Genomic DNA, 20,627 nt, shown 5'->3' with positions numbered 1-20,627 from the left:
TCGTTAATTCGTTACAGTTCGTCGTTGGGGAACCGCACAGTTTCCTCCTTAAAATATTGCATATAGGCAGTGAAAAATAACTGTTTCCGGCATCGGTGCCACCGGACACAGAAAATAACCGGCACCACGGGGAACAGGAGAATAAACATGAAGAGGCTTCTTGCTTCAACTATTCTTGCCGCCGGAATTTTCAGCGCTTCCGGTCTGATAGCCGCCTCTGCACAAGCTGCCGAATGCGGTGATGTCACCATCTCCAATATGAACTGGCAGTCTGCCGAACTGCTTTCCAATCTTGATAAAATTATTCTGACGGCGGGTTATGGCTGTAATGCCGAAATTGTTGTCGGCGATACTGTACCGACCATCACATCTATGGTTGAAAAAGGTCAGCCGGATATTGCGCCGGAAGGCTGGGTCGATCTGCTGCCGGATATTGTCAAACAAGGTTTTGATGATGGTAAAATTATCGCTCTGTCTGAATCCCTGCCGGATGGCGGTGAACAGGGTTGGTGGATACCAAAATATATTGCCGATAAAAACCCTGATTTGAAGACCTTTGATGATCTTTTGAAACATCCTGACCTGTTTCCTGATCCGGAAAATCCATCCAAAGGTGCTATTTATAATGGCGCGCCGGGTTGGGGTGGAACAGTCGTTACCAGCCAATTCTATAAGGCTTTTGAATTTGAAAAAGCTGGCTTCAATCTGATTGATACCGGCTCAGCAGCTGGCCTGGACGGCGCTATTGCCAAAGCCAATGAGCGTAATCAACCGATTGCCGCCTTCTATTGGGCTCCGACTGCGCTTCTCGGCAAATATGAAATGGTTATGCTGAAAACCGGCTATGATATTGATGAAGCCGAGTGGAAACGCTGCAATACAGTGCTCGATTGCCCAGATCCGAAGAAAAACGGCTGGCCGAAAGACCGCGTGGAAACCCTTGTTACCAAGAAGTTCTCTGATCGTGCTGGCCCTGCCCTTGATTATCTGAAAAACCGTTCATGGTCGAACGACACGCTGAACAAGCTGCTCGCATGGATGACTGACAATCAGGCAACAGGCGAACAGGCAGCCGTCCACTTCCTCAAAACGCAGGAAGACTTGTGGACAAAATGGGTGCCCGCTGATGTTGCGGAGAAAGTAAAAGCCGCAATCTGACCAGCTAGAGCATTTCACAGTCAAGTTGGATCAACTTGACCTCGGGATAATGCGACACATTAAAAGTCTAGAGCGAGCACAGTGCTACAGATTAAACGCGACACGCTCTAGCGCGACCTGTCCGGTGTTCAATACTGGACAGGCATACCCTCCGGACATTCTGTTTTAAATTTACACAGAACCGCATGCCTGCCCGATCACCGGTATTTGCCGCTGTCAGGGGCGATTGAAGTGCAGAAACGCAGATATTTTCATGGTTGAGCGACGCAGAATTTTGTCTGCCTCCGGCCTGAAAATAACAGGAGAACAGACGCTTTATGGACTGGCTGTACCGCTTCCCCAATCTCGACAATGCTACACTCACCAATCTCAAAAAAGCGATTGACGAGACATTCCGTAACTTCACCCGTGCCTATGGTGATGCGATTGAAGGCTTCTTCAGTCCGCTGCAATATTTTCTAATTCAGGCCGAGCGCTTTATGACCGGCACACCCTGGCCGGTGATCCTGTTGCTGGTTGCTACAATTGCATGGGTATCGAGCCGCAGCATCAAAATCACGATCGGCTCTGTCGTTACCCTGTTTATCATCGGTTATCTCGGCATGTGGGAAGACACGATGAAAACCATTTCGATGATTTTTGTCTGTACCGTGATTGCAATTATTGTCGGCATTCCGACCGGTATTCTGATGGCTAAATCGAACCGGCTGCAGAAATTTATCAGCCCTGTACTGGATATTATGCAGACTATGCCGAGCTTTGTTTATCTTATACCGGTGGTGATGCTGCTTGGTATCGGTCGTGTGCCGGGGCTGATTGCCGTCGTAATTTATGCCATTCCGCCGATCATCCGTCTGACCAATCTTGGTATCCGTCAGGTTGACCGCGATGTGCTGGAAGCAGCTGATGCCTTTGGCTCATCCTCATGGCAAAAACTGAAAAATGTTCAGCTCCCACTAGCTCTGCCGACCATTATGGCCGGTATCAACCAGACAATCATGATGGCACTGGCGATGGTTGTCATTGCCTCGATGATTGGCGTGCAGGGTCTTGGACAGCCGGTACTCAAAGCAATTTCCAACCAATATTTCACGCTGGGCATTTTCAACGGCATGGCCATTGTCGGTATCGCCATTATTTTCGATCGTATCAGTCAGGCCTATGGTGCGCGACTGCAGAAACATCTGGAGATCACGCATGGCTAATCATTCAACAGCATCAGCCTTGGAACAACCGGCTGCGGGCATCTCCATTCGCCACCTCTACAAAATATTCGGCCATGATCCAAAAGCCTTTGTGCAACTGGTTAAAGACGGCATGACCAAAGCCGAACTCAATGACCAGCACGGCCATATTCTGGGGTTGCGCGATATTAATATTGATATGCCGGCTGGCGAAATTCAGGTGGTAATGGGGCTCTCCGGCTCCGGAAAATCCACACTTATCCGCCATATTAACCGGCTGATTGATCCGACCAGCGGTGAATTGCTGGTTGGCGATGAAGATGTTGTTACCATGTCACCAGCGCAGTTGCGGGAATTCCGTCGGCATAAAACTGCGATGGTATTTCAGAAATTTGCACTGCTGCCGCACCGTACAGTCTTGGAAAATACAGTTTACGGACTGGAAATTCAGGGCGTGCCACGCGCTAAGCAGTTGGAGGAAGCCCATCGTTGGATTGATCGTGTCGGCCTCAAAGGTTTTGAAGAAAAATATCCGAACCAGTTATCGGGTGGTATGCAGCAGCGTGTCGGGCTCGCCCGTGCGCTGACCAATGATGCACCTATCCTGCTGATGGATGAGGCTTTCTCCGCACTCGACCCGCTGATCCGCGTGGATATGCAAAGCGTGCTGTTGGACTTACAGAAGGAAATCAAAAAGACCATCGTTTTCATTACACATGATCTTGATGAGGCACTGCGTCTCGGCGACCGGATTGCGATTTTGCGTGACGGTGAAATTATCCAGCAAGGCAGCGGACAGGATATCGTGCTGAACCCCGCTGATGCTTATATTGAAAGCTTTGTGCAGGAAGTTAATCGCGGCCGGGTTATCCGTGTCGATACGATTATGTCGCCGCCACAAGGTGAAAACACCAATCTGCCTGTGATCCGCTGTGATTGTCTGCTGGAAGAAGCTATGCGTAAACTGGTTGATGAACAGGCCGAGCAGATAAATATCTGCTGCGAAAAAGGTATTATTATAGGCCAGACTTCAGTGAGTTCCGTCATGGCCGCAATGGTGCGGCGTTAAATAATTAAAATATTTCCATAAAATAAACCCGCATTGCGCAGGCAATGCGGGTTTTGTGCTTAATAAAAGCAGTTCTTTATTCAATTGTCTGCTGCACAGCGCGGCCGGTATCTTTCACATCTTTGCCGACACCACGCACAGTATTCGCGCAGGCAGCGAGAGCAAAAGCACACACAACAATTACAAGCGGGGTAAATACAGAAGTCTTCATTCATTTATCTCCCAAATCTTAACCGGAAAGGCTGCCCTGTTTTCAACCCTGAGCTGCTTTGCTGAATTATTTCAAGCAAAAGACAGCACAATTGCGCATCAACAGACAAAACAGTCTCATTCTTATGAACGCACAACAGCCCGCTATGGTTGCACGCCAAAATCATATTTTGAGGGAGATAAGGGCTTTTACTCCTCTTTGGAGAGGGAAAAATCGTTACAACTATCAACCATATACCGTTCGCGACATGTTTTGAGTTTATAGCCATTCTAAGATTACAAAAAATCTGCTTTTGCGCGCCATTTTTCGCTATCAAAATACCATTTAGCGACAGGCATTTGGCCGCACTTCCCTAACTGCGAAGAATATGTCTCAATACCGATATCCTGATTGCGTCGTCTGTATGGGACAGAGATAAGGCGTAACAAGATATCAAACGATAAAAGTAGTGACGACAACAACAGAGGCCGCTTTTGCGGGGAGATTATCCTTCAGGATGAGATCCGTTTTTTCTCTGCTCAGTCCGGTGCTGCTTAAAATAGATAATTGAGCATTTTGCCCTCAGGCAAAACAGCTCTGAATATGCGGGAACACGGCCATGAATGATAAAGCGCGGCTTAAGCGGTCTATTGTCTTTTTTCTGGTACCAAATTTTTCGATGATTGCCTTTGCCACGGCGATTGAGCCGCTGCGCATTGCCAATCGTATGCTGGGCTATGAAGCCTATCGCTGGCGCTTAGCCTCTGCTGACGGCAAGCCGGTTACGGCCTCCAGTGACATTGAATTTTCCGCGAATACTTCACTCGATGATGAACGCCGCAATCTGATTGGTGAAAACCGCCCCAGCATGGTCTTTGTCTGCGCCGGCGTGAATGTGGAAAGCTATCAGAATAAATCCACGCTGGCATGGCTGCGCGAATCTTATAATCGCGGTATTTCGGTCGGCGGTCTTTGCACCGGCGCGCATATTCTGGCCACTGCAGGACTGCTTTCCGGCAAGCGCTGCGCCATTCACTGGGAGAACCTGCCGGGCTTTTCCGAGACCTTTCCGAAGGCTGAGGTCTATGCGGATTTGTTTGAAATCGACAGCAATCTCTATACTTGTGCAGGCGGCACCGCAGCTCTGGACATGATGCTCAAGCTGATCGGCGATGACTTTGATGAAAATCTGGTCAACAGCATCTGTGAGCAGGCACTGACTGATCGCGTACGCAAACCGCATGACCGTCAGCGTCTGCCGTTACGCGCACGTCTGGGTGTTCAGAACTCCAAAGTACTGTCGATCATTGAAATGATGGAAGGTTGCCTCACCGAGCCGCTGTCGCTGCTGGATGTGGCTGGCAATGTTGGCCTGTCTCGCCGCCAGATTGAGCGCCTGTTCCGTCAGGAAATGGGACGTTCCCCTGCCCGCTATTATCTGGAAATCCGCCTCGACCGTGCCCGTCACTTGCTAATTCAGTCTTCAATGCCAGTGGTTGAAGTGGCCGTTGCCTGCGGCTTTGTCTCTGCCTCGCATTTTTCCAAGTGCTATCGCGAGCTTTATGGCCGCTCACCACAGCAGGAACGTGCCGACAGAAAACAGCTCATTGCTGCGTAATCCCATATAAAAGGCCGGTTAAACCGGCCTTTTTCTTTGCCTGCAATTGATACCGCTACCATCAATCCGCACATAAAAAAACCACCGGCACTTCGTGAGAAATGCCGGTGGTTTTTGTTTTACAGCATAATTCTTTAAGCTTGAATCAGTTCAAGGTAAAATTATGCTGTAAATATATATTGTTAGAGCGAGTTTTGTGCGCCCAAGAGGGCGCACTAGTGTCTGAAACTTATCCGCGAAGACGTTCATTCTCAGGATCGAATGGCGATTCAGGAATAATCGTTACTTTATAGTCCTTGCCCAGAATGCTGATTTCCAATTCTGTGCCGATCGCAGAATATTCCGGCTTCACCATAGCCAGTGCAATGCTCTTATTGAGACGCCATGCAAAACCGCCATTGGTTGCGCGCCCAACCAGTTTGCCGTCTTTATGGATTGCCTCAGAACCACGGGCATCGGCATCATCGACCCCATGAACCTCAAGTGTCACGAAATTCCAGCGCAAACCCTTTTCCTGAGCAGCAATAACCGCATCACGACCGATAAACTCACCCTTATTCGGATGCACGAAACGATCGAGACCGGATTCAAGAGCATTATATTCAACAGACATTTCACGCGGGATCAGGCGATAGGATTTTTCAAGCCCCATCGAAGACATGGCGCGGATACCAAACGGTTTGATGCCGAACTCTGCCCCTGCTTCCATCACCAGATCATAGATCGTGTTCTGCTGCTCAATCGGATGATGCAGTTCCCAACCCAGTTCACCGACAAAGTTGACGCGCAGAGCATGCGCCGTTGCAGTACCAACACTGATTTCCTTACCTGTAAGCCAAGGGAAATCCGCATTAGACAGGCTGGTGCGGGTCAGTTTTTCCAAAACTTTGCGGCTGTTTGGCCCTGCAAGAACCAGCACGCCATATTTCTGCGTGATCGGGCGCAAAATAACCGAGCCATCTTTCGGAGCCAGCTTATAGAGATAATCATGGTCGATATTCTCATAGGCACCGGCAGATACCAGATAGAATGTGCCAGGTTTCCACTCATAAACCGTGAACTCGCTCTGCACACCACCCTGCGGCGTCAGCATATGGCTCAGCGCCACACGCCCCTGTTTCTTCGGTACACGGTTCGCCAGAATGCTTTCCAGCCACGTACGGGCACCGGAGCCACTCACTTCCATCTTGGCGAAAGCAGACATATCCAGCAAGCCGACATTATTGGTGACATTTTTCACTTCATTGCCCACATGCTCAAAATAATTCGAGCGGCGGAATGACCAGAGTTCCTGCACTTTACCATTAGCATCCGGATCAGGATGGTTCTGATTAAGCAGCACATCCGGCTTGTCGAGCGAAGCAACATCAAGCCCATAGCCTTGCGGCGCAAACCAGTTGGCACGCTCCCAACCATAGACTGAACCGAATACAGCACCCAGCGCCTTCTGGCGATCATAGGACGGGGAACGCTTCAGCGGACGCGCACCGCCGCGTTCTTCATCCGGATAATGGACGGAGAACACATCAGCATAGGCTTCTTCGGCTTTTTCCTTGAGATAGCCTTCCGTGACATAAGGGCCAAAACGGCGCGGATCGACACCCATCATATCAATGGACGGCTCACCTTCCACAATCCATTCGGCCAGCTGCCAACCGGCACCACCGGCTGCGGTCACACCAAAGGAATGGCCTTCATTGAGCCAAAAGTTCTTCAGTCCCGGTGCAGGGCCAATAATCGGGTTACCATCCGGCGTATAGGCAATCGCGCCGTTATAAACCTTCTTAATCCCCACTTCACCAAAAGCCGGAACACGCGCAATCGCAGTCTCGATATAAGGCATCAGGCGTTCGAGATCTTCCTGAAACAGCTCATATTCACTCTCATCCGATGGGCCATCCTGATAGCAAACCGGCGCGCCGATCTCATAAGGCCCGAGCAGCAAGCCGCCATTTTCCTCACGCATATACCATGAGCTGTCGCTCTCGCGCAGCACGCCCATTTCCGGCAAACCTTTTGCCTTGCGCTCCATCACAGCAGGATGTGGTTCGGTCACAATATACTGATGCTCTACCGGCACGACCGGTACAGTCAGACCAACCATCTTGCCGGTTTTGGCAGCGAAACTACCCGAGGCGGAAACAACATGGTCAGCGGTAATGTCGCCCTTGTCGGTTTTGACCAGCCACTTACCGCCCGGCAATTGCTCAATATCAATCACCGCAGTATAGCGATAAATCGTAGCGCCCATGTCGCGGGCGCCCTTTGCCAGCGCCTGAGTAAGATCTGCCGGCTGAATATATCCGTCATCGGGATGCTGAATTGCACCGATAATGCCGTCTGTTTCTGCCAGCGGCCAGACTTCCTTGACCTCTTCCGGCGTCAGCAGTTTAACCGGCACACCAATGGTTTCGGCAACACTGGCATAATACATATATTCATCCCAGCGATCTTTGGTACGCGCTAAGCGAATATTGCTGCAATTGCTGAAGCCGACATTCAGGCCGGTTTCTTCCTGCAGTTCCTGATAGAATTTGACGGAATATTTATGAATCTGGCCAACCGAATAACTAAGGTTGAACAATGGCAAAAGCCCTGCCGCATGCCATGTCGAGCCTGAAGTGAGCTCTTTGCGCTCAATCAGTACAGAATCTGTCCAGCCTTTTTTCGCCAGATGATAGAGCGTTGACACGCCTACCACACCGCCACCAATAACCACCGCACGGGCATGGGTCTTCATGAAATCTATTCCTCTGAACCGACATTGCCGCGTCTTTCTTCAGGAGACGGTCCGGCACTGCAACACTCTGAAACAGCCTGTTATTTCAGTGCCTTCAACCGGCACGGCAACAACGTGGCAGGGCGCAAATCTCCCGTCATGAGTGCATCTCCCTTGAGACACCCAAAGCCGGTTTCGCTTACTATGCTGTCAGTTCAATGCGTTGTAAGGTCTGTTTGCGACACAGCCGAAAAGCGCCGCGACGCAGGTTCTGATCCGTGAGAAATAGCGCAACAAAAAAGCCGCAACGGCGATGACCATTGCGACTTTTTGTTAAATTTTTTGAGCTGTCAGCGCTTATTTATAAGTGCCGCCGCCATTCAGGATTGTAATGGCTTCATTACCGGTCAGCGCCTCACGGTCACCATTCGGGAATGTTACAAAACAACCGCTCGGGCAGATCGTTACTTTTTCGCCCGGCTGCACAGTGACCTGCTGCTTGGACGAACCTTCAGTCACCACAAGCGTCTGCGCTGTGCTGTCGCTATTCAGAACGGATGCAGCTAAGGCGGACACTGATCCGGCCAGAATGCCTGCAACCACAACAAGGCTGCCAAATCCGGTTTTTTTCATATTCACCATAGCACTCCCCAATCTCTGAAATTTGATACACTTTAAATGCTCTGTCATCAGTCACATTTTTGTCTGCTGTGCATCATTTCATGGCCTTATTTATAATCATTACCGATGAACCGCAACTGAATGGCCGGTTAATTAAAGCTTAATCCCGAAAAGAATCGAACAACTTTTCGGGATAGAGCGCCGTGCGCCCTCTTGGGCGCACAAAGGTCGCTCTAACACTTTATATTTACAGCATAGCTTTACTTAAACGGATTCAAGTTTAAGGAATTATGCTGTAAGCACTCTCGCAGCTTTAAGTTTCCTCTTCCGAATTCACATGCGGTTCCGGATAAACAATCGGCGATGGCAAAGGCATGACGCTAATGCCTTTTTCTGCGAAACGCTCAACAATCGTGAATTGCAATTCATTACGCACACCAAGCGCACTGGTAATATCTGCCAGAAAAATACGAATTTCAAAACGCATCATCATATTGCTGCTGACGAGTTCCGTCATATTGATCAGAAACACCATCGGCTCCGGATTTTTCAGAACCAGCGGCGTTTCTTTGGCAATCTCAAACAGCATCGCCTGAATTTTGCGTACATCTGTACGATAGCCGATCAGAATTTGCAGGTCAGAGCGGCCAAGTTTGTTACGGTGCGTCCAGTTACCAACATTATCATTAATCAGTGTCGAGTTCGGCACAATGATCGTTTCACGCTGGAAGGTTTCAACCTCGGTTGCACGAACACTGATCTTTTTTACGAAACCGCTAACGGTTCCGGTCTGAACCCAGTCACCGACTTTCAGCGGGCGTTCGGCCAGCAGGATCAGACCCGAAACAAAGTTCGAGACAATATTCTGCAAGCCAAAACCGATACCAAGGGAAAGACCACCGGCCACCAGTGCCAGACTGGAAAGATTGATCCCTGCGGCAGAAATACCGAGCAGCCCTGATAGCGCCAGACCAACATAGCCGACGACCGTTTTAATGGAGTTGCGCACGCCCGGATCAACGCGGCCACGCGCCATCACGCTGCCGTCCAGCCAGTTCTGGAACAATCCGGTTACAAAATACCCCAGTATAAACAGCAGAATACCGGTCAGAATACTCAGCAGTGAAATCGAAAAACTGCCGATCTGAAAACTGGTCATGAGCCGAATGAATCCGGAGATCATCTCCGACCACTGGAAACCGAACTGCATCAGAACCAGCGGCACACCAATCAGCAACACAATCAGATTGATAAAAATACCAGCAGCCAGACCAAGCTGATCCAATGTCGCATCATTGGCATTGAACTTATCGCGCAGTTTCCGTCCCAGACTGGTGTTTGCAAATGCTTTTTCATGAGTGATCGCACGCGCGGTCAGGAAGCCCAGATACATGGTCACGATAAAAGCACCGGTCACTACAATCTGCTGCGCCACAAAACGCGCCAGACCGATATAACCCAGAACCGCAGCACAGATCGGTATCAATCCGAGCAAAATCAGGATGATTTTGGTCAGTTTCGGCCATTCTCGCAATTCGCCGGTTTTGGGGTTTTGGATCGGCTTCAGGAAAGCAATTGCCAACAGCAATGCACCGACCATTGCCGTACCGATCACACTCTTCGCCACGGTCAGCGACAGCGGCGACGACATCACACCATTCAGAATTTCCAGAAAATATTCAATACTTTGCGTAATGGCGGCTGCCGTCAGCAACCAGATCAAAATATGAGCCGGTTTCGGTGCTATCGGCAACAAACGCCAGTTCGGCATATCCGGGCTGAGAACACCGCGGGCCAGCCGGTAGATAAACAGCACCACACAGAATAAGGAGAACAGCGCGGCAAGCAATTGCCCCACATCTGGCCGCAACAGGTTGAACCGTTGAAGCAACCCGTAGACAAGCCCCAGAAACACAACAATTGCTAGCGACGGAATAACCGTTGACCAGAAAGCGACCGACAAACGGCTGAGATAGCTTGGCTTTTCCTCCAGCGGATCGCGCTCGTAAAGGTCAGCCAACCAGCGCCGTGCGCTTAAATGAATCAGCAATGCCGGAAAAACCGCAATGGCAAGCACGCCCAGCAATGTCGAGAGATTTGGATAAAGCGTGAAATCCCACCAGGACTTCAAAAGATAGTAAAATGTCTTGGTCTCATAACCGGCAGCATTGATCACCTCGGTGACCAGCGCCGTATTAATGTCAACGCGCTGCGACAGAGTCTGCGTGAACAGATCACGGCGCATAGCACCGATTTTTTCAATCAGCTGACTGGTCTGTACCGATGCATCTTCAGTAAAACCAAGAACCGTATTGATCTCGGCTTTTTCTCCGGTCAGGCGCGCACGTTCTGTGGCAACAATTTCCGATTCCGCCGGTTTCCCTTCAGCAGGCGGTGGCCCGATCTGCTCCAGACGCGAATTAATTTCACCTAAGCGCGGGCGAAATGCGACACCCGCATCAAGCAGCTTTTTAAAGATAGCTTCAAGTTTGACCTTAATATTGGCCAGCGCTTCATCATTATGTTTAGACTTATCAAGCGCCTTGTTAATTTCCTCTATTTGCTTGCGCAAATCTTCAACCACAGTCTTTTGCTGCGTAGCCAGATTTGGCTGCACAACCGAGCTTTGCGTCGCCTCCTGAGCTTTGGGAGCCTCTGCGCTGTCCGGCATGGTTTGTGCCTGCGCACTCATCCAACCGGTATCCGCAATCCCTCCGGCAGTCAGCCCTGCAAACAGCAGAAACAAACTTAACACGAACCGTAAGGAAAACGCCGATAGCTTTTTCAAAATCTGTCTCTCAATAAACTGCTGTTTGTGATTCATCTCATTGGCTTTTTCAGACCGCCCAGTCTACAAAAATCTGCACCGGACAACAGGCTTGAAACAGCGCTTTCTCACGGAGAATATAGGCGCAAATAAGAAGAACTTACAAACTTCCTGCCGCATAGCGTCTGACTTCATGATTATCGGTAAAATCTTTACCAGCGGAATGAAGGGCACCAAAGAACCATCGCCCTACAAAACTATAATGTACAAAGCCGTCTCTGATCCGCTATTTTTCTTGTGATTACGATGATGAATGGTTAATGAAGTCGTAAAGATAGTTTTGCAAATCAGCACAGAGAGCGGGCCGGAACAATTTTCAGATCCAGACTTTGCAGCGAAATAAAAGGGAAAGCACGACAGGAACAGCACACGCTGTCTCTTCGCACTGTGCTTTATTCTTTCGGGTTGCTGTGGTTTCTGACCGGGCTACTGGCACTGCAATCAGCGCTGATCGGCGCCACTGATCCGGGCTCACTCAGCTATCAGACAGCCGCCGTACTGCAGGATCGTCAGAATGTTCAGACGTCTGACCCTGCGGGCAGAACACAGAACGGCACGCTGAGCGCGCCGGTCAGAGCTATTCTGACGCCTGTCCTCTATTTCGGTAACAAGGCTTTGCCTTTTAGCGGCAACGGGACATTTATTATCCCTGCGCTATTTACGCTTCTTGCGGCCTTTACCGCATTATTTGTTGCCCGTTCGCGCAACAATCCGGCAACCCAAACCTGCCGTCATATTCTCCGTGCGCGCGCACCGCCCGCACCTAGCTCCCTTTAATACTGCTTTCAGCAGCTATTCTTCAGGCAACCTTGTCTCAGCACAGGCTTCCTTAAACTCCATCTGTCGCACAATATCACGTCCTTTTTCGTAAGTGCGGATATTGCCAACACTCAGACCGGATTACCTCTCATGCGTACACCCAAATGGGCTGTATATCTTTACAGCTTCATCATTTTGGCGGGGATGCTTATTGCCCTGCCAAATCTTTTCACCAAAGAGCAACTTGCCAATATGCCTGGCTGGTTCCCGAAAAATCAGGTCACACTCGGACTTGATCTTCGTGGCGGCTCCTACCTCGTTCTTGAAGTTGATGCGGCGGGTCTGAAAAAAGACCGTCTGCGTTCGCTGCTTGATGATGCCCGCAGCAAGCTGCGCTCAGAGCGCATCCAGCCACAGTCCATTCGTCTTGCAGGCGATGCGGTTCTGGTGAACATTGCGGACACTGCGCAGCGCGACCGTGCGGTTACAGCCCTTAAAACGCTGGTCAACCCGATTTCGACCAGTGGTTTTGGCACACCGATCAATGATATTGATGTGACCACACCGGGTGAGCAGATCCGCTTGGCTCTGACTGACGCAGGTTTTACCTATCGTCTCGACAGCGCTCTGACACAGAGCCTTGAAATCATCCGTCAGCGTGTGGATCAGGTTGGTGTTTCCGAGCCTTCCATCCAGCGCGTCGGCAGTGACCGTATCGTGGTTCAGTTGCCTGGCCTGCAAGACCCGACACAGCTCCGTCAGCTGCTTGGTTCTACTGCTAAAATGGCCTTCCATATGGTTGCCGATGCGGATCCGAACAGCACGCCGCCTCCGGGCGTCACTATTATGGAAGACTCTAAAAATCCGGATATCAAATATCCGATTGAAGATCAGGTCGCACTCAGCGGCGAGCGTCTGACCGATGCCCGCGCCGGATTTGACCAGCGTTCCAACGAACCGATCGTATCCTTCCGTTTCGACAGTCAGGGTGCCCGTCAGTTCGCTGAAATCACCACTAAAAACGTCAACCGTCCTTTTGCTATCGTTCTTGATGACAAGGTTCTGTCGGCACCGACCATTCGTGAACCAATTACCGGCGGCTCCGGTCAGATCAGTGGTTCGTTCACTGTAGAAGATACAGTGGTGCTTTCCGCTCTGCTGCGTGCTGGTGCTTTGCCTGCACCATTAACCGTTATTGAAGAACGTACCGTTGGTCCTGATCTCGGTGGCGACGCCATTAAAATGGGTGTCTATACCGGTATTCTCGGCTTTATTCTGGTCGCTGCCTTCATCATTATGCTCTACGGCGTGTGGGGCATGATTGCGAACTTCGCGCTGCTGCTCAACATTGTGCTGACTTTTGCGGCACTGACATTGATCGGCGCGACACTCACCCTGCCCGGTATTGCCGGTATCATCCTCAGTATTGGTATTGCTGTGGACGCGAATATTCTCATCAACGAGCGTATCCGTGAAGAAACCAAAAAAGGCATGGGCGCTATGGCAGCGCTCGATAAAGGCTTTAACTTCGCTTACTCGACCATTGTTGACGCCAACGTCACTTCCGTGATTGCAACCCTGCTGCTGTTTATGTTCGGTACCGGACCAGTGCGCGGCTTTGCGATTACCATGATGCTCGGTATTGCCATTTCCATGTTTACAGCTGTTTCGGTTGTTCGCATGATCATGGCTTGGTCTGTCCGTCGCCGTAAACTCAAAGTGCTGCATATTGAGCCTTGGATTCGCGTTGCACCGGAAAACACCAACTACCAGTTCATGAAAGCCCGTTATTTCGGGATTATCGTGTCGGTCGTATTGTCGATTACCTCCCTGTTCCTGTTCTTCAAGCCGGGTCTGAATTACGGCCTCGACTTTACCGGTGGTATTCAGGTCGAAATCACCACTTCCAAGCCAGCTGATCTGGGACAATTGCGTTCCTCACTTGGTGGTCTTGGCCTTGGTGAAGTTGCACTGCAAAATGCCGGTAGTGACCAGAGCGTTCTGATCCGCGTTCAGCGTCAGGATGGCGGTGAAGAAGCCCAGACAGTTGCGGTTAATAAAGTCCGTGATGCTGTTCAGGCGATCGACAAAGACGTGAAGATTGAACGCACCGAGGTCGTGGGGCCTAAAGTCAGTGGCGAGCTTGCCCGTTCCGGCTTTATCGCGCTGGTACTGGCTGCTGTCGCTATGCTGATCTATCTCTGGTGGCGTTTTGAATGGTATTTCGCCATTGGTGCGATTGCCACTCTGGTACTGGATACCACCAAGCTGGTCGGTTTCTTTGTTATCACGCAGCTCGATTTCAACCTCACGGCGATTGCCGCAGTGCTGACGCTGGTCGGTTACTCGGTCAACGATAAGGTGGTGGTCTATGACCGTATGCGCGAAAACATGCGCATGTATAAGTCTAAGCCGCTGCGTGAAATCATTGATATGAGTATCAATCAGGTTTTCGCCCGTTGTATCTATACCTCGCTTTGTACCTTCCTTGCCGTTCTTCCAATGGCAATCTGGGGTGGTAGTGCGGTTGAGAACTTCGCGATCCCGATGCTGTTCGGCGTGTTCATTGCAACGACTTCGTCGATCTTCATTGCAGCACCAATTCTGATGCTGCTCGGTACATGGTGGGAGCGCACCCATAAGCGCGGCCTCGGCGATACGGATACTGCCGTCACCGCCAAATAATCCGAGACAAATAAGTATCACGCAGCTTAACCGCCGCGTGATACTCCTCCCTCTCTGCCCTTTTTCTGAACCTGCATAATTCCGCCGATATTGCAGTTGAGACAAACGGCAAAAGACCCTTATCGCAAGGCGTTAAGATTCTACCTATCACGTCTTGAAAAGTTCAATCGCCACTCGGGCTTAGCCAAACTCCAATGCGTTTCACTCAATGGAGTTTGGTTTTAAAAGGACAGCCGTTATGCCTCACGACACACCTCTCATCGCCACGATTGTTGTTGGTCTGTGTCTGGCTTTTCTCTTCGGAGCCATTGCCAATCGTCTGCGTATTTCCCCGCTGGTCGGCTATCTGCTGGCAGGTGTGTTGTGTGGCCCCTACACCCCTGGCTTTGTAGCCGATCAGGAACTAACGCTTCAGCTGGCTGAAATCGGTGTTATCCTGCTGATGTTTGGTGTCGGCCTGCATTTCTCCGTGAAAGAACTGCTTTCGGTCAAAGCGATTGCTGTTCCGGGAGCGTTAGCGCAGATTTTTGCAGCCACTGCACTCGGCACCGGTCTCGGCCTGATTATCGGCTGGGATCTCACCGGCTCTATCACCTTTGGTCTGGCACTCTCCACAGCATCGACCGTTGTATTGCTGCGTGCGATGCAAGAACGCCGCCTGATGGAAACGGATCGCGGGCGCATCGCAGTCGGCTGGCTGATCGTTGAAGATCTGGTGATGGTGCTGACACTGGTATTGATGCCCGCCATTGCCGGTCTGTTATACGGCAATTCCGGCACAGTACCGTCAGATCCGATTGCCTCGGCGCTTGGTCTCGGCATTATCGGCATCATTGTACTGACCCTGATCAAAGTCGCTATATTCATTGCTTTGATGCTGGTCGTCGGCAAGCGTGTCGTGCCATGGGTTTTGGAAACAATCTCCGCCAGTGGCTCGCGTGAATTGTTCCGCCTCGGTGTATTGGCCATTGCGCTTGGTGTAGCTTTCGGTGCGGCCAATCTGTTCGGCGTTTCACTGGCTCTCGGTGCATTCTTCGCCGGCATGGTGATGAGTGAATCGGAACTCAGCCATCAGGCGGCCGAAGAATCCCTACCACTGCGTGATGCTTTCGCGGTGCTTTTTTTTGTTTCCGTTGGCATGTTGTTCGATCCGATGGTGCTGATTAACAATCCGCTGTCACTGCTGGCAACATTACTGATTATCATGATCGGTAAATCCGCTGCCGCTTTCTTCATCGTCCGCGCGTTTAAACATCCGACAGGCACTGCACTGACCATCTCTGCCAGTCTTGCGCAGATTGGTGAATTCTCGTTCATTCTGGCAGGTCTTGGTGTTTCACTGAAACTTATGCCAAAAGAAGCACAGGATTTGGTGCTGGCAGGTGCAATTCTATCTATTCTGTTTAATCCGCTGGTGTTTATCGGATTTGAGAGGCTGCGCCCGTTCATCGAGCGCAAACTCGGCACTAAACAATCTTCGGATGTCACAGAACTCTCAGCAGATGATGAAGAATATCACACGATCAAGTCGTTCAGCGCTTATGCAACATCCTTAACCTGCCACACGATCATTGCCGGTTACGGTGAGGTCGGTTCGCGCGTTGCGGAAAAACTTCTCGCAGAGAAATGCCCGCTTGTGGTGATTGAAAATGCGGAAAAACCGGCGATTGAACTGCGTGAAACCGGCGTTGAAGTTATTCTCGGTAATGCCGCAGAAAAAGAAACACTATTCAGAGCCGGTCTTGAAGACGCACAATGCCTTATCCTCGCATTGCCCTATGCTTTTGAGACTGCGCGCGTCATCGCTCAGGCCAGCCAGAAGAATCCTGCCCTGCATATTATTGCCCGCGCTGAATCAGTTGTAGAGGCTGACTACCTGCGCGAGCTCGGTATCGGCACCATTATTCTGGCCGAAGAGGAAATCGCACGCGGCATTCTTGAAAAGATTGCAGAGAATAATACCGAAAATCAGAAAAAACTGACAGAAACTTCACCTGAAGAACCCTTAAGTTCCATAAATTAATGATTAAGACATAAAAATCGTTAAAAGTGCGAAACAGTAAAACTGACAACATGTGAATACCTGTTACAAATATGTGATGTGGAATCAATCAACAGAGAACCGGCCTTTAAAAGTCTGTAATCCGGCGATACCATAAGTGACCACACCAACAGCAAAAAGGTGTCATCTGATAGATGAAATGGAAAGATTACATCTGGCCGGCAATCGGCCTCGGCGCGGTTACCATCTCCGTATGGCTTCTTTACAAAGAACTGCGCAGCATTTCTCTTGAAGATGTAATTGATAGTCTTGCCGCAATTACACTGAAGCAATGGCTGCTCAGTGCAGGCTGTGCCTTGCTGTCCTATATGTCTCTGGCCGGTTATGACCGTATTGCGCTGAAGCATCTGAACAAAAAGATTTCATGGCTGTTTATCAGCCTGTGTTCATTCACCGCTTATGCGCTGTCACATAATATCGGCGCATCGGTGATTTCCGGTGCAGTTGTGCGCTACCGTGCTTATTCATCTAAAGGTCTGTCTGGCGCTGAAGTTGCCGTACTGGTAGGTTTCTGCTCCTTCACCTTTGCTCTGGGCACACTGATCCTCAGCGCGATTGTGTTGCTGATTGAACCGGACCTGCTCCAGCGCTTTAATAGCGATATTCCTGAAAGCCTAGCAATTGCTGCGGGTATCATCATTCTGGTACTGGTTGCGCTTTATGTGTTCGGCAGCTGGATGCAGTTGCGCCCGCTGCGCATCGGCTCCAAATTTCAGCTATCCTATCCACGCCTTTCCGTGGTGAAGTGGCAGTTGCTGATCGCACCTCTGGAGCTGATCGGCGCCGCTGGGATCATTTACTTTGCTCTGCCGGAAGTGAACCATCCGGGCTTCCTGATCGTTTTGGGTATTTTCCTGATTTCATTCTCGGCCGCGCTGATTTCCAATGCACCGGGTGGCCTCGGTGTTCTGGAATTCCTGTTCATCACCGGCCTGCCCAATCTCAATCCGGCAGATGTTCTTGCAGCGCTGATTGTCTTCCGCCTGCTCTATTTGCTGATCCCGTTTGGTATTTCGCTGATCGTCGTTCTTGTGTTCGAAAAAGGTGAATTCTCCAAGAAACGCAAAGTCGATATCAAATCATGACAACAAAAAAAGCCGCGAAACTCAGTTTCGCGGCTTTTTTGTTACAGAGACATTCTTATGAATGCGCCCAATCCCAATAGAGCTTACGGGCTTTTTGCGCAATCGGACCATAGCTCAGTTGCTTGTCATCAAAGCCGATCACCGGCACAACTTTGGAATGGTTCCCGGTTGAGAAAATCTCATCGGCTTCACGGAAATCTTCAACGCGCAAAGTCGCCTCAGTCACTGTCACGCCATTATCGCGCAGCAAGCCCATCACGCGCTGACGGGTAATACCATTGAGGAACGTACCGTTTGGCGCAGGTGTGAACACCACACCGTCACGCACCATAAACACGTTGGAAGACGCCAGTTCCGCCACATTGCCCAGCATATCGCAGACCAATGCATTGCCGAAACCTTTATCACGTGCTTCCCGGATCATGCGGGCATTATTCGGATAAAGACAGGCAGCCTTTGCATCCAGCGGCATGGTTTCAATCGTCGGACGACGAAAGCGTGTCGTGGTGATGGTAAAGCCGGTTGGCTCGCCCATAGGAATCTCTTCCAGACACAGTGCAAAATCGGTGCTGTCGGCAGCAGGCAGAACCACATTAGCCTCGCCCTCTTCCGCCCAATACATCGGACGAATATAGACCGCAGCATTCTCACCAAATTTCGCCATACCCTGACGGGCCAGTTCCATGATTTCTTCAGGCGTATAGGTCGGCTTCAAACCGAGTGCAACAGCAGAGCGGTTCACACGCGCACAATGGAGATCAAGATCAGGGATCACGCCCTCAAAACCGCGCGCGCCATCAAAGACAAGGGAACCGAGCCAGGTTGCCTGCGACGACGCACCTAGAATGCGCACATCGCCTTCATGCCATTTGCCTTTATAAAATGTCCAGCTGCGACCAATCTGGCCCATGTCACTTCTCCATATGCGAATCAAAACTGAAATCCGGAAACCTGCCTGTAGCAAATTCCGGCCTGCTGCGATGGTCTGCATAACACAGGAACCGGCTGGTGCTATCTTAAATGACCAGACGCTGTCCCCATCGCTCGCTCGGATTACAATAAAATTCTTCTCCGGAAGTGCAACAGCCCAATTAAAAAACATTAAATTTTAAAATTTATTTCTGCGCGCTGAAGCCTCAATGAAATCAGTGACCCATCTTTTTTAAGCACAAATTCATTCCGAAAACGCATCAAGTCCCATAGTCGAAACATGCCCTGTATCAATTTGACGTTTACGGAAGATAAGCATTTCAAGCGGCGGAAAACACACGCCATTCCCCTCATGGTTTCATATATCAGAAACCATTTTCAACCTCAGATATTGCGTAAAAATTGATGCGTAACACGCAGAAGCTGTAGCAAAGTCTCCTGATTTAAATAAGAGAAGCACTAAATTAGCTTTTCTCTTATTCGACATTAATTGTTCGCCAACAGCATAATCAGCACTTGCCCCTCCGCATTTCCTATGAGTAACTTGTTGCAACAAATTTCATAACAATAAACTGTGGGGAATAATCAATGAAGCTTACGCATATTGCATTCACTGCCTGCACCATGCTTGGCGGACTGGCTTTGACAGCCGGTTCTGCTCAGGCACGCGACCTCACGATCGTCTCCTGGGGAGGAAGTTATCAGGACGGTCAGCGCGAAATTTATTTCAAACCTTTTGCCAAAGAACTCGGCAAACCGGTGCTTGATGAAAGCTGGGACGGCGGCTACGGCGTGCTGCAGGCTAAAGTCAAAGCTGGTGAAACCAACTGGGACGTTGTTCAAGTTGAAGCCGAAGAGCTGGAACTTGGTTGTGCCGACGGTATTTACGAGCCAATAGACTGGGAAAAGCTCGGCGGTAAAGATAAATTCATTCCGGCTGCCGTACATGAATGCGGCGTCGGCGCTATCGTCTGGTCGACCGGCATTGCCTATAATGGCGACACGATGAAAGAAGCCCCGCAATCATGGGCTGATTTCTGGGATGTTAAAAAGTTTCCGGGCAAACGCTCGCTGCGTAAAAGCGCTAAATACTCCCTTGAATTTGCTCTGATTGCCGACGGCGTTGCACCGAAAGATGTTTATGATGTGCTGGCAACACCGGAAGGTGTTGAGCGTGCATTCAAGAAGCTCGATGAAATCAAGCCGCATATTGTGTGGTGGGAAGCCGGCGCACAGCCGGTGCAGCTGCTTTCCTCCGGCGAAGTTGTGATGGCTTCGGTCTATAATGGCCGCATCAACGCCCTGAACCGTACGGAAAACAAAAATTTCGGTTTCGTCTGGCCCGGCAGCATTTATGCCGTGGATAGCTGGGCAATCATGAAAGGCACGCCTTTCCCGAAAGAGTCGATGGATTTTGTCGCTTTTGCCAGTAAAGCCGATAATCAGGCCAAGCTGCCGGAATATATCACCTATGGTCTGCCGAATATCGAAGCCGATAAATTCGTAGACGAAAAATACCGTAAAGACCTGCCGACCACTCCGGCCAATATGACCGATGCGGCAGCGATCGGCGTAGAATTCTGGACAGACAATTCTGAAAGTCTGAACCAGCGTTTCAACGCATGGCTTGCTCAGTAAACTGAAGCATAAAACTGGCATATGCATGCCCGTTCATACAGTCGCTCCGGCATTTGCATACCTTTCCCCCGTGAGGTTGCAT

At 50.3% G+C, this 20,627-nt stretch carries 14 protein-coding genes; 9 read left to right on the top strand and 5 right to left on the bottom strand.

Annotated features, from left to right (window positions below):
- The first annotated feature begins 147 nt into the window (after positions 1–147).
- The 3 genes from QUF18_RS09125 (at position 148) to QUF18_RS09115 (ending at position 3,411) form a co-directional block, all read left to right on the top strand.
- A complete protein-coding gene (locus QUF18_RS09125; RefSeq protein WP_289386733.1) occupies positions 148–1,158 on the top strand; it encodes an ABC transporter substrate-binding protein in 1,011 nt (336 codons plus the stop codon).
- Positions 1,159–1,475: 317 nt separating this feature from the next.
- Positions 1,476–2,363, top strand: coding sequence for an ABC transporter permease (locus QUF18_RS09120; RefSeq protein ID WP_289386732.1), 888 nt, complete (start codon positions 1,476–1,478; stop codon positions 2,361–2,363).
- Positions 2,356–3,411, top strand: a complete 1,056-nt coding sequence (locus tag QUF18_RS09115) for a quaternary amine ABC transporter ATP-binding protein (protein WP_289386731.1) — start codon at positions 2,356–2,358, stop codon at positions 3,409–3,411. Before QUF18_RS09120 ends, QUF18_RS09115 begins: the two co-directional genes overlap by 8 nt.
- A gap of 76 nt (positions 3,412–3,487) precedes the next feature.
- Here QUF18_RS09115 and QUF18_RS09110 read toward each other — a convergent pair whose 3' ends face one another.
- Positions 3,488–3,622, bottom strand: a complete 135-nt coding sequence (locus QUF18_RS09110) for an entericidin A/B family lipoprotein (protein ID WP_289386730.1) — start codon at positions 3,620–3,622, stop codon at positions 3,488–3,490.
- A gap of 598 nt (positions 3,623–4,220) precedes the next feature.
- Between QUF18_RS09110 and QUF18_RS09105 the strand changes: the two genes are divergently transcribed.
- Positions 4,221–5,219: a GlxA family transcriptional regulator gene (locus QUF18_RS09105; protein ID WP_289386729.1), complete on the top strand. Its 999-nt coding sequence runs from the start codon at positions 4,221–4,223 to the stop codon at positions 5,217–5,219.
- A gap of 229 nt (positions 5,220–5,448) precedes the next feature.
- Here QUF18_RS09105 and QUF18_RS09100 read toward each other — a convergent pair whose 3' ends face one another.
- From QUF18_RS09100 to QUF18_RS09090, 3 genes are all read right to left on the bottom strand, one after another.
- Positions 5,449–7,959 carry a GcvT family protein gene (locus QUF18_RS09100; RefSeq protein ID WP_289386728.1) on the bottom strand — a complete coding sequence of 837 codons (2,511 nt, stop codon included), beginning with the start codon at positions 7,957–7,959 and terminating at the stop codon, positions 5,449–5,451.
- 336 nt (positions 7,960–8,295) lie between these two features.
- Positions 8,296–8,580, bottom strand: a complete 285-nt coding sequence (locus tag QUF18_RS09095; protein ID WP_374806565.1) for a hypothetical protein — start codon at positions 8,578–8,580, stop codon at positions 8,296–8,298.
- 292 nt (positions 8,581–8,872) lie between these two features.
- Positions 8,873–11,347, bottom strand: coding sequence for a mechanosensitive ion channel family protein (locus tag QUF18_RS09090; RefSeq protein ID WP_289386727.1), 2,475 nt, complete (start codon positions 11,345–11,347; stop codon positions 8,873–8,875).
- Positions 11,348–11,773: 426 nt separating this feature from the next.
- Between QUF18_RS09090 and QUF18_RS09085 the strand changes: the two genes are divergently transcribed.
- From QUF18_RS09085 to QUF18_RS09070, 4 genes are all read left to right on the top strand, one after another.
- Positions 11,774–12,163, top strand: a complete 390-nt coding sequence (locus QUF18_RS09085; RefSeq protein WP_289386726.1) for a hypothetical protein — start codon at positions 11,774–11,776, stop codon at positions 12,161–12,163.
- Positions 12,164–12,295: 132 nt separating this feature from the next.
- A complete protein-coding gene (gene secD / locus QUF18_RS09080) occupies positions 12,296–14,830 on the top strand; it encodes a protein translocase subunit SecD (protein ID WP_289386725.1) in 2,535 nt (844 codons plus the stop codon).
- A gap of 238 nt (positions 14,831–15,068) precedes the next feature.
- Positions 15,069–16,853 carry a YbaL family putative K(+) efflux transporter gene (ybaL, locus tag QUF18_RS09075; protein WP_289386724.1) on the top strand — a complete coding sequence of 595 codons (1,785 nt, stop codon included), beginning with the start codon at positions 15,069–15,071 and terminating at the stop codon, positions 16,851–16,853.
- Positions 16,854–17,026: 173 nt separating this feature from the next.
- Entirely contained in the window at positions 17,027–17,977 is a 951-nt protein-coding gene (locus tag QUF18_RS09070; protein WP_289386723.1) for a lysylphosphatidylglycerol synthase transmembrane domain-containing protein, read from the top strand.
- A 55-nt stretch (positions 17,978–18,032) separates the two neighbouring features.
- Here QUF18_RS09070 and QUF18_RS09065 read toward each other — a convergent pair whose 3' ends face one another.
- Complete coding sequence (locus QUF18_RS09065; protein WP_289386722.1) at positions 18,033–18,887, bottom strand: branched-chain amino acid aminotransferase; 855 nt, start codon at positions 18,885–18,887, stop codon at positions 18,033–18,035.
- A 608-nt stretch (positions 18,888–19,495) separates the two neighbouring features.
- Here QUF18_RS09065 and QUF18_RS09060 point away from each other — a divergent pair.
- Entirely contained in the window at positions 19,496–20,545 is a 1,050-nt protein-coding gene (locus tag QUF18_RS09060; RefSeq protein ID WP_289386721.1) for an ABC transporter substrate-binding protein, read from the top strand.
- Positions 20,546–20,627: the final 82 nt, after the last annotated feature.

It is taken from the genome of Pseudochrobactrum kiredjianiae (assembly GCF_030362795.1).
GTDB classification, from domain to species: Bacteria; Pseudomonadota; Alphaproteobacteria; order Rhizobiales; family Rhizobiaceae; genus Pseudochrobactrum; species Pseudochrobactrum kiredjianiae.
Note: the sequence above shows the minus strand (reverse complement) of the source record. Positions and strands in the feature narration are given on the sequence as shown.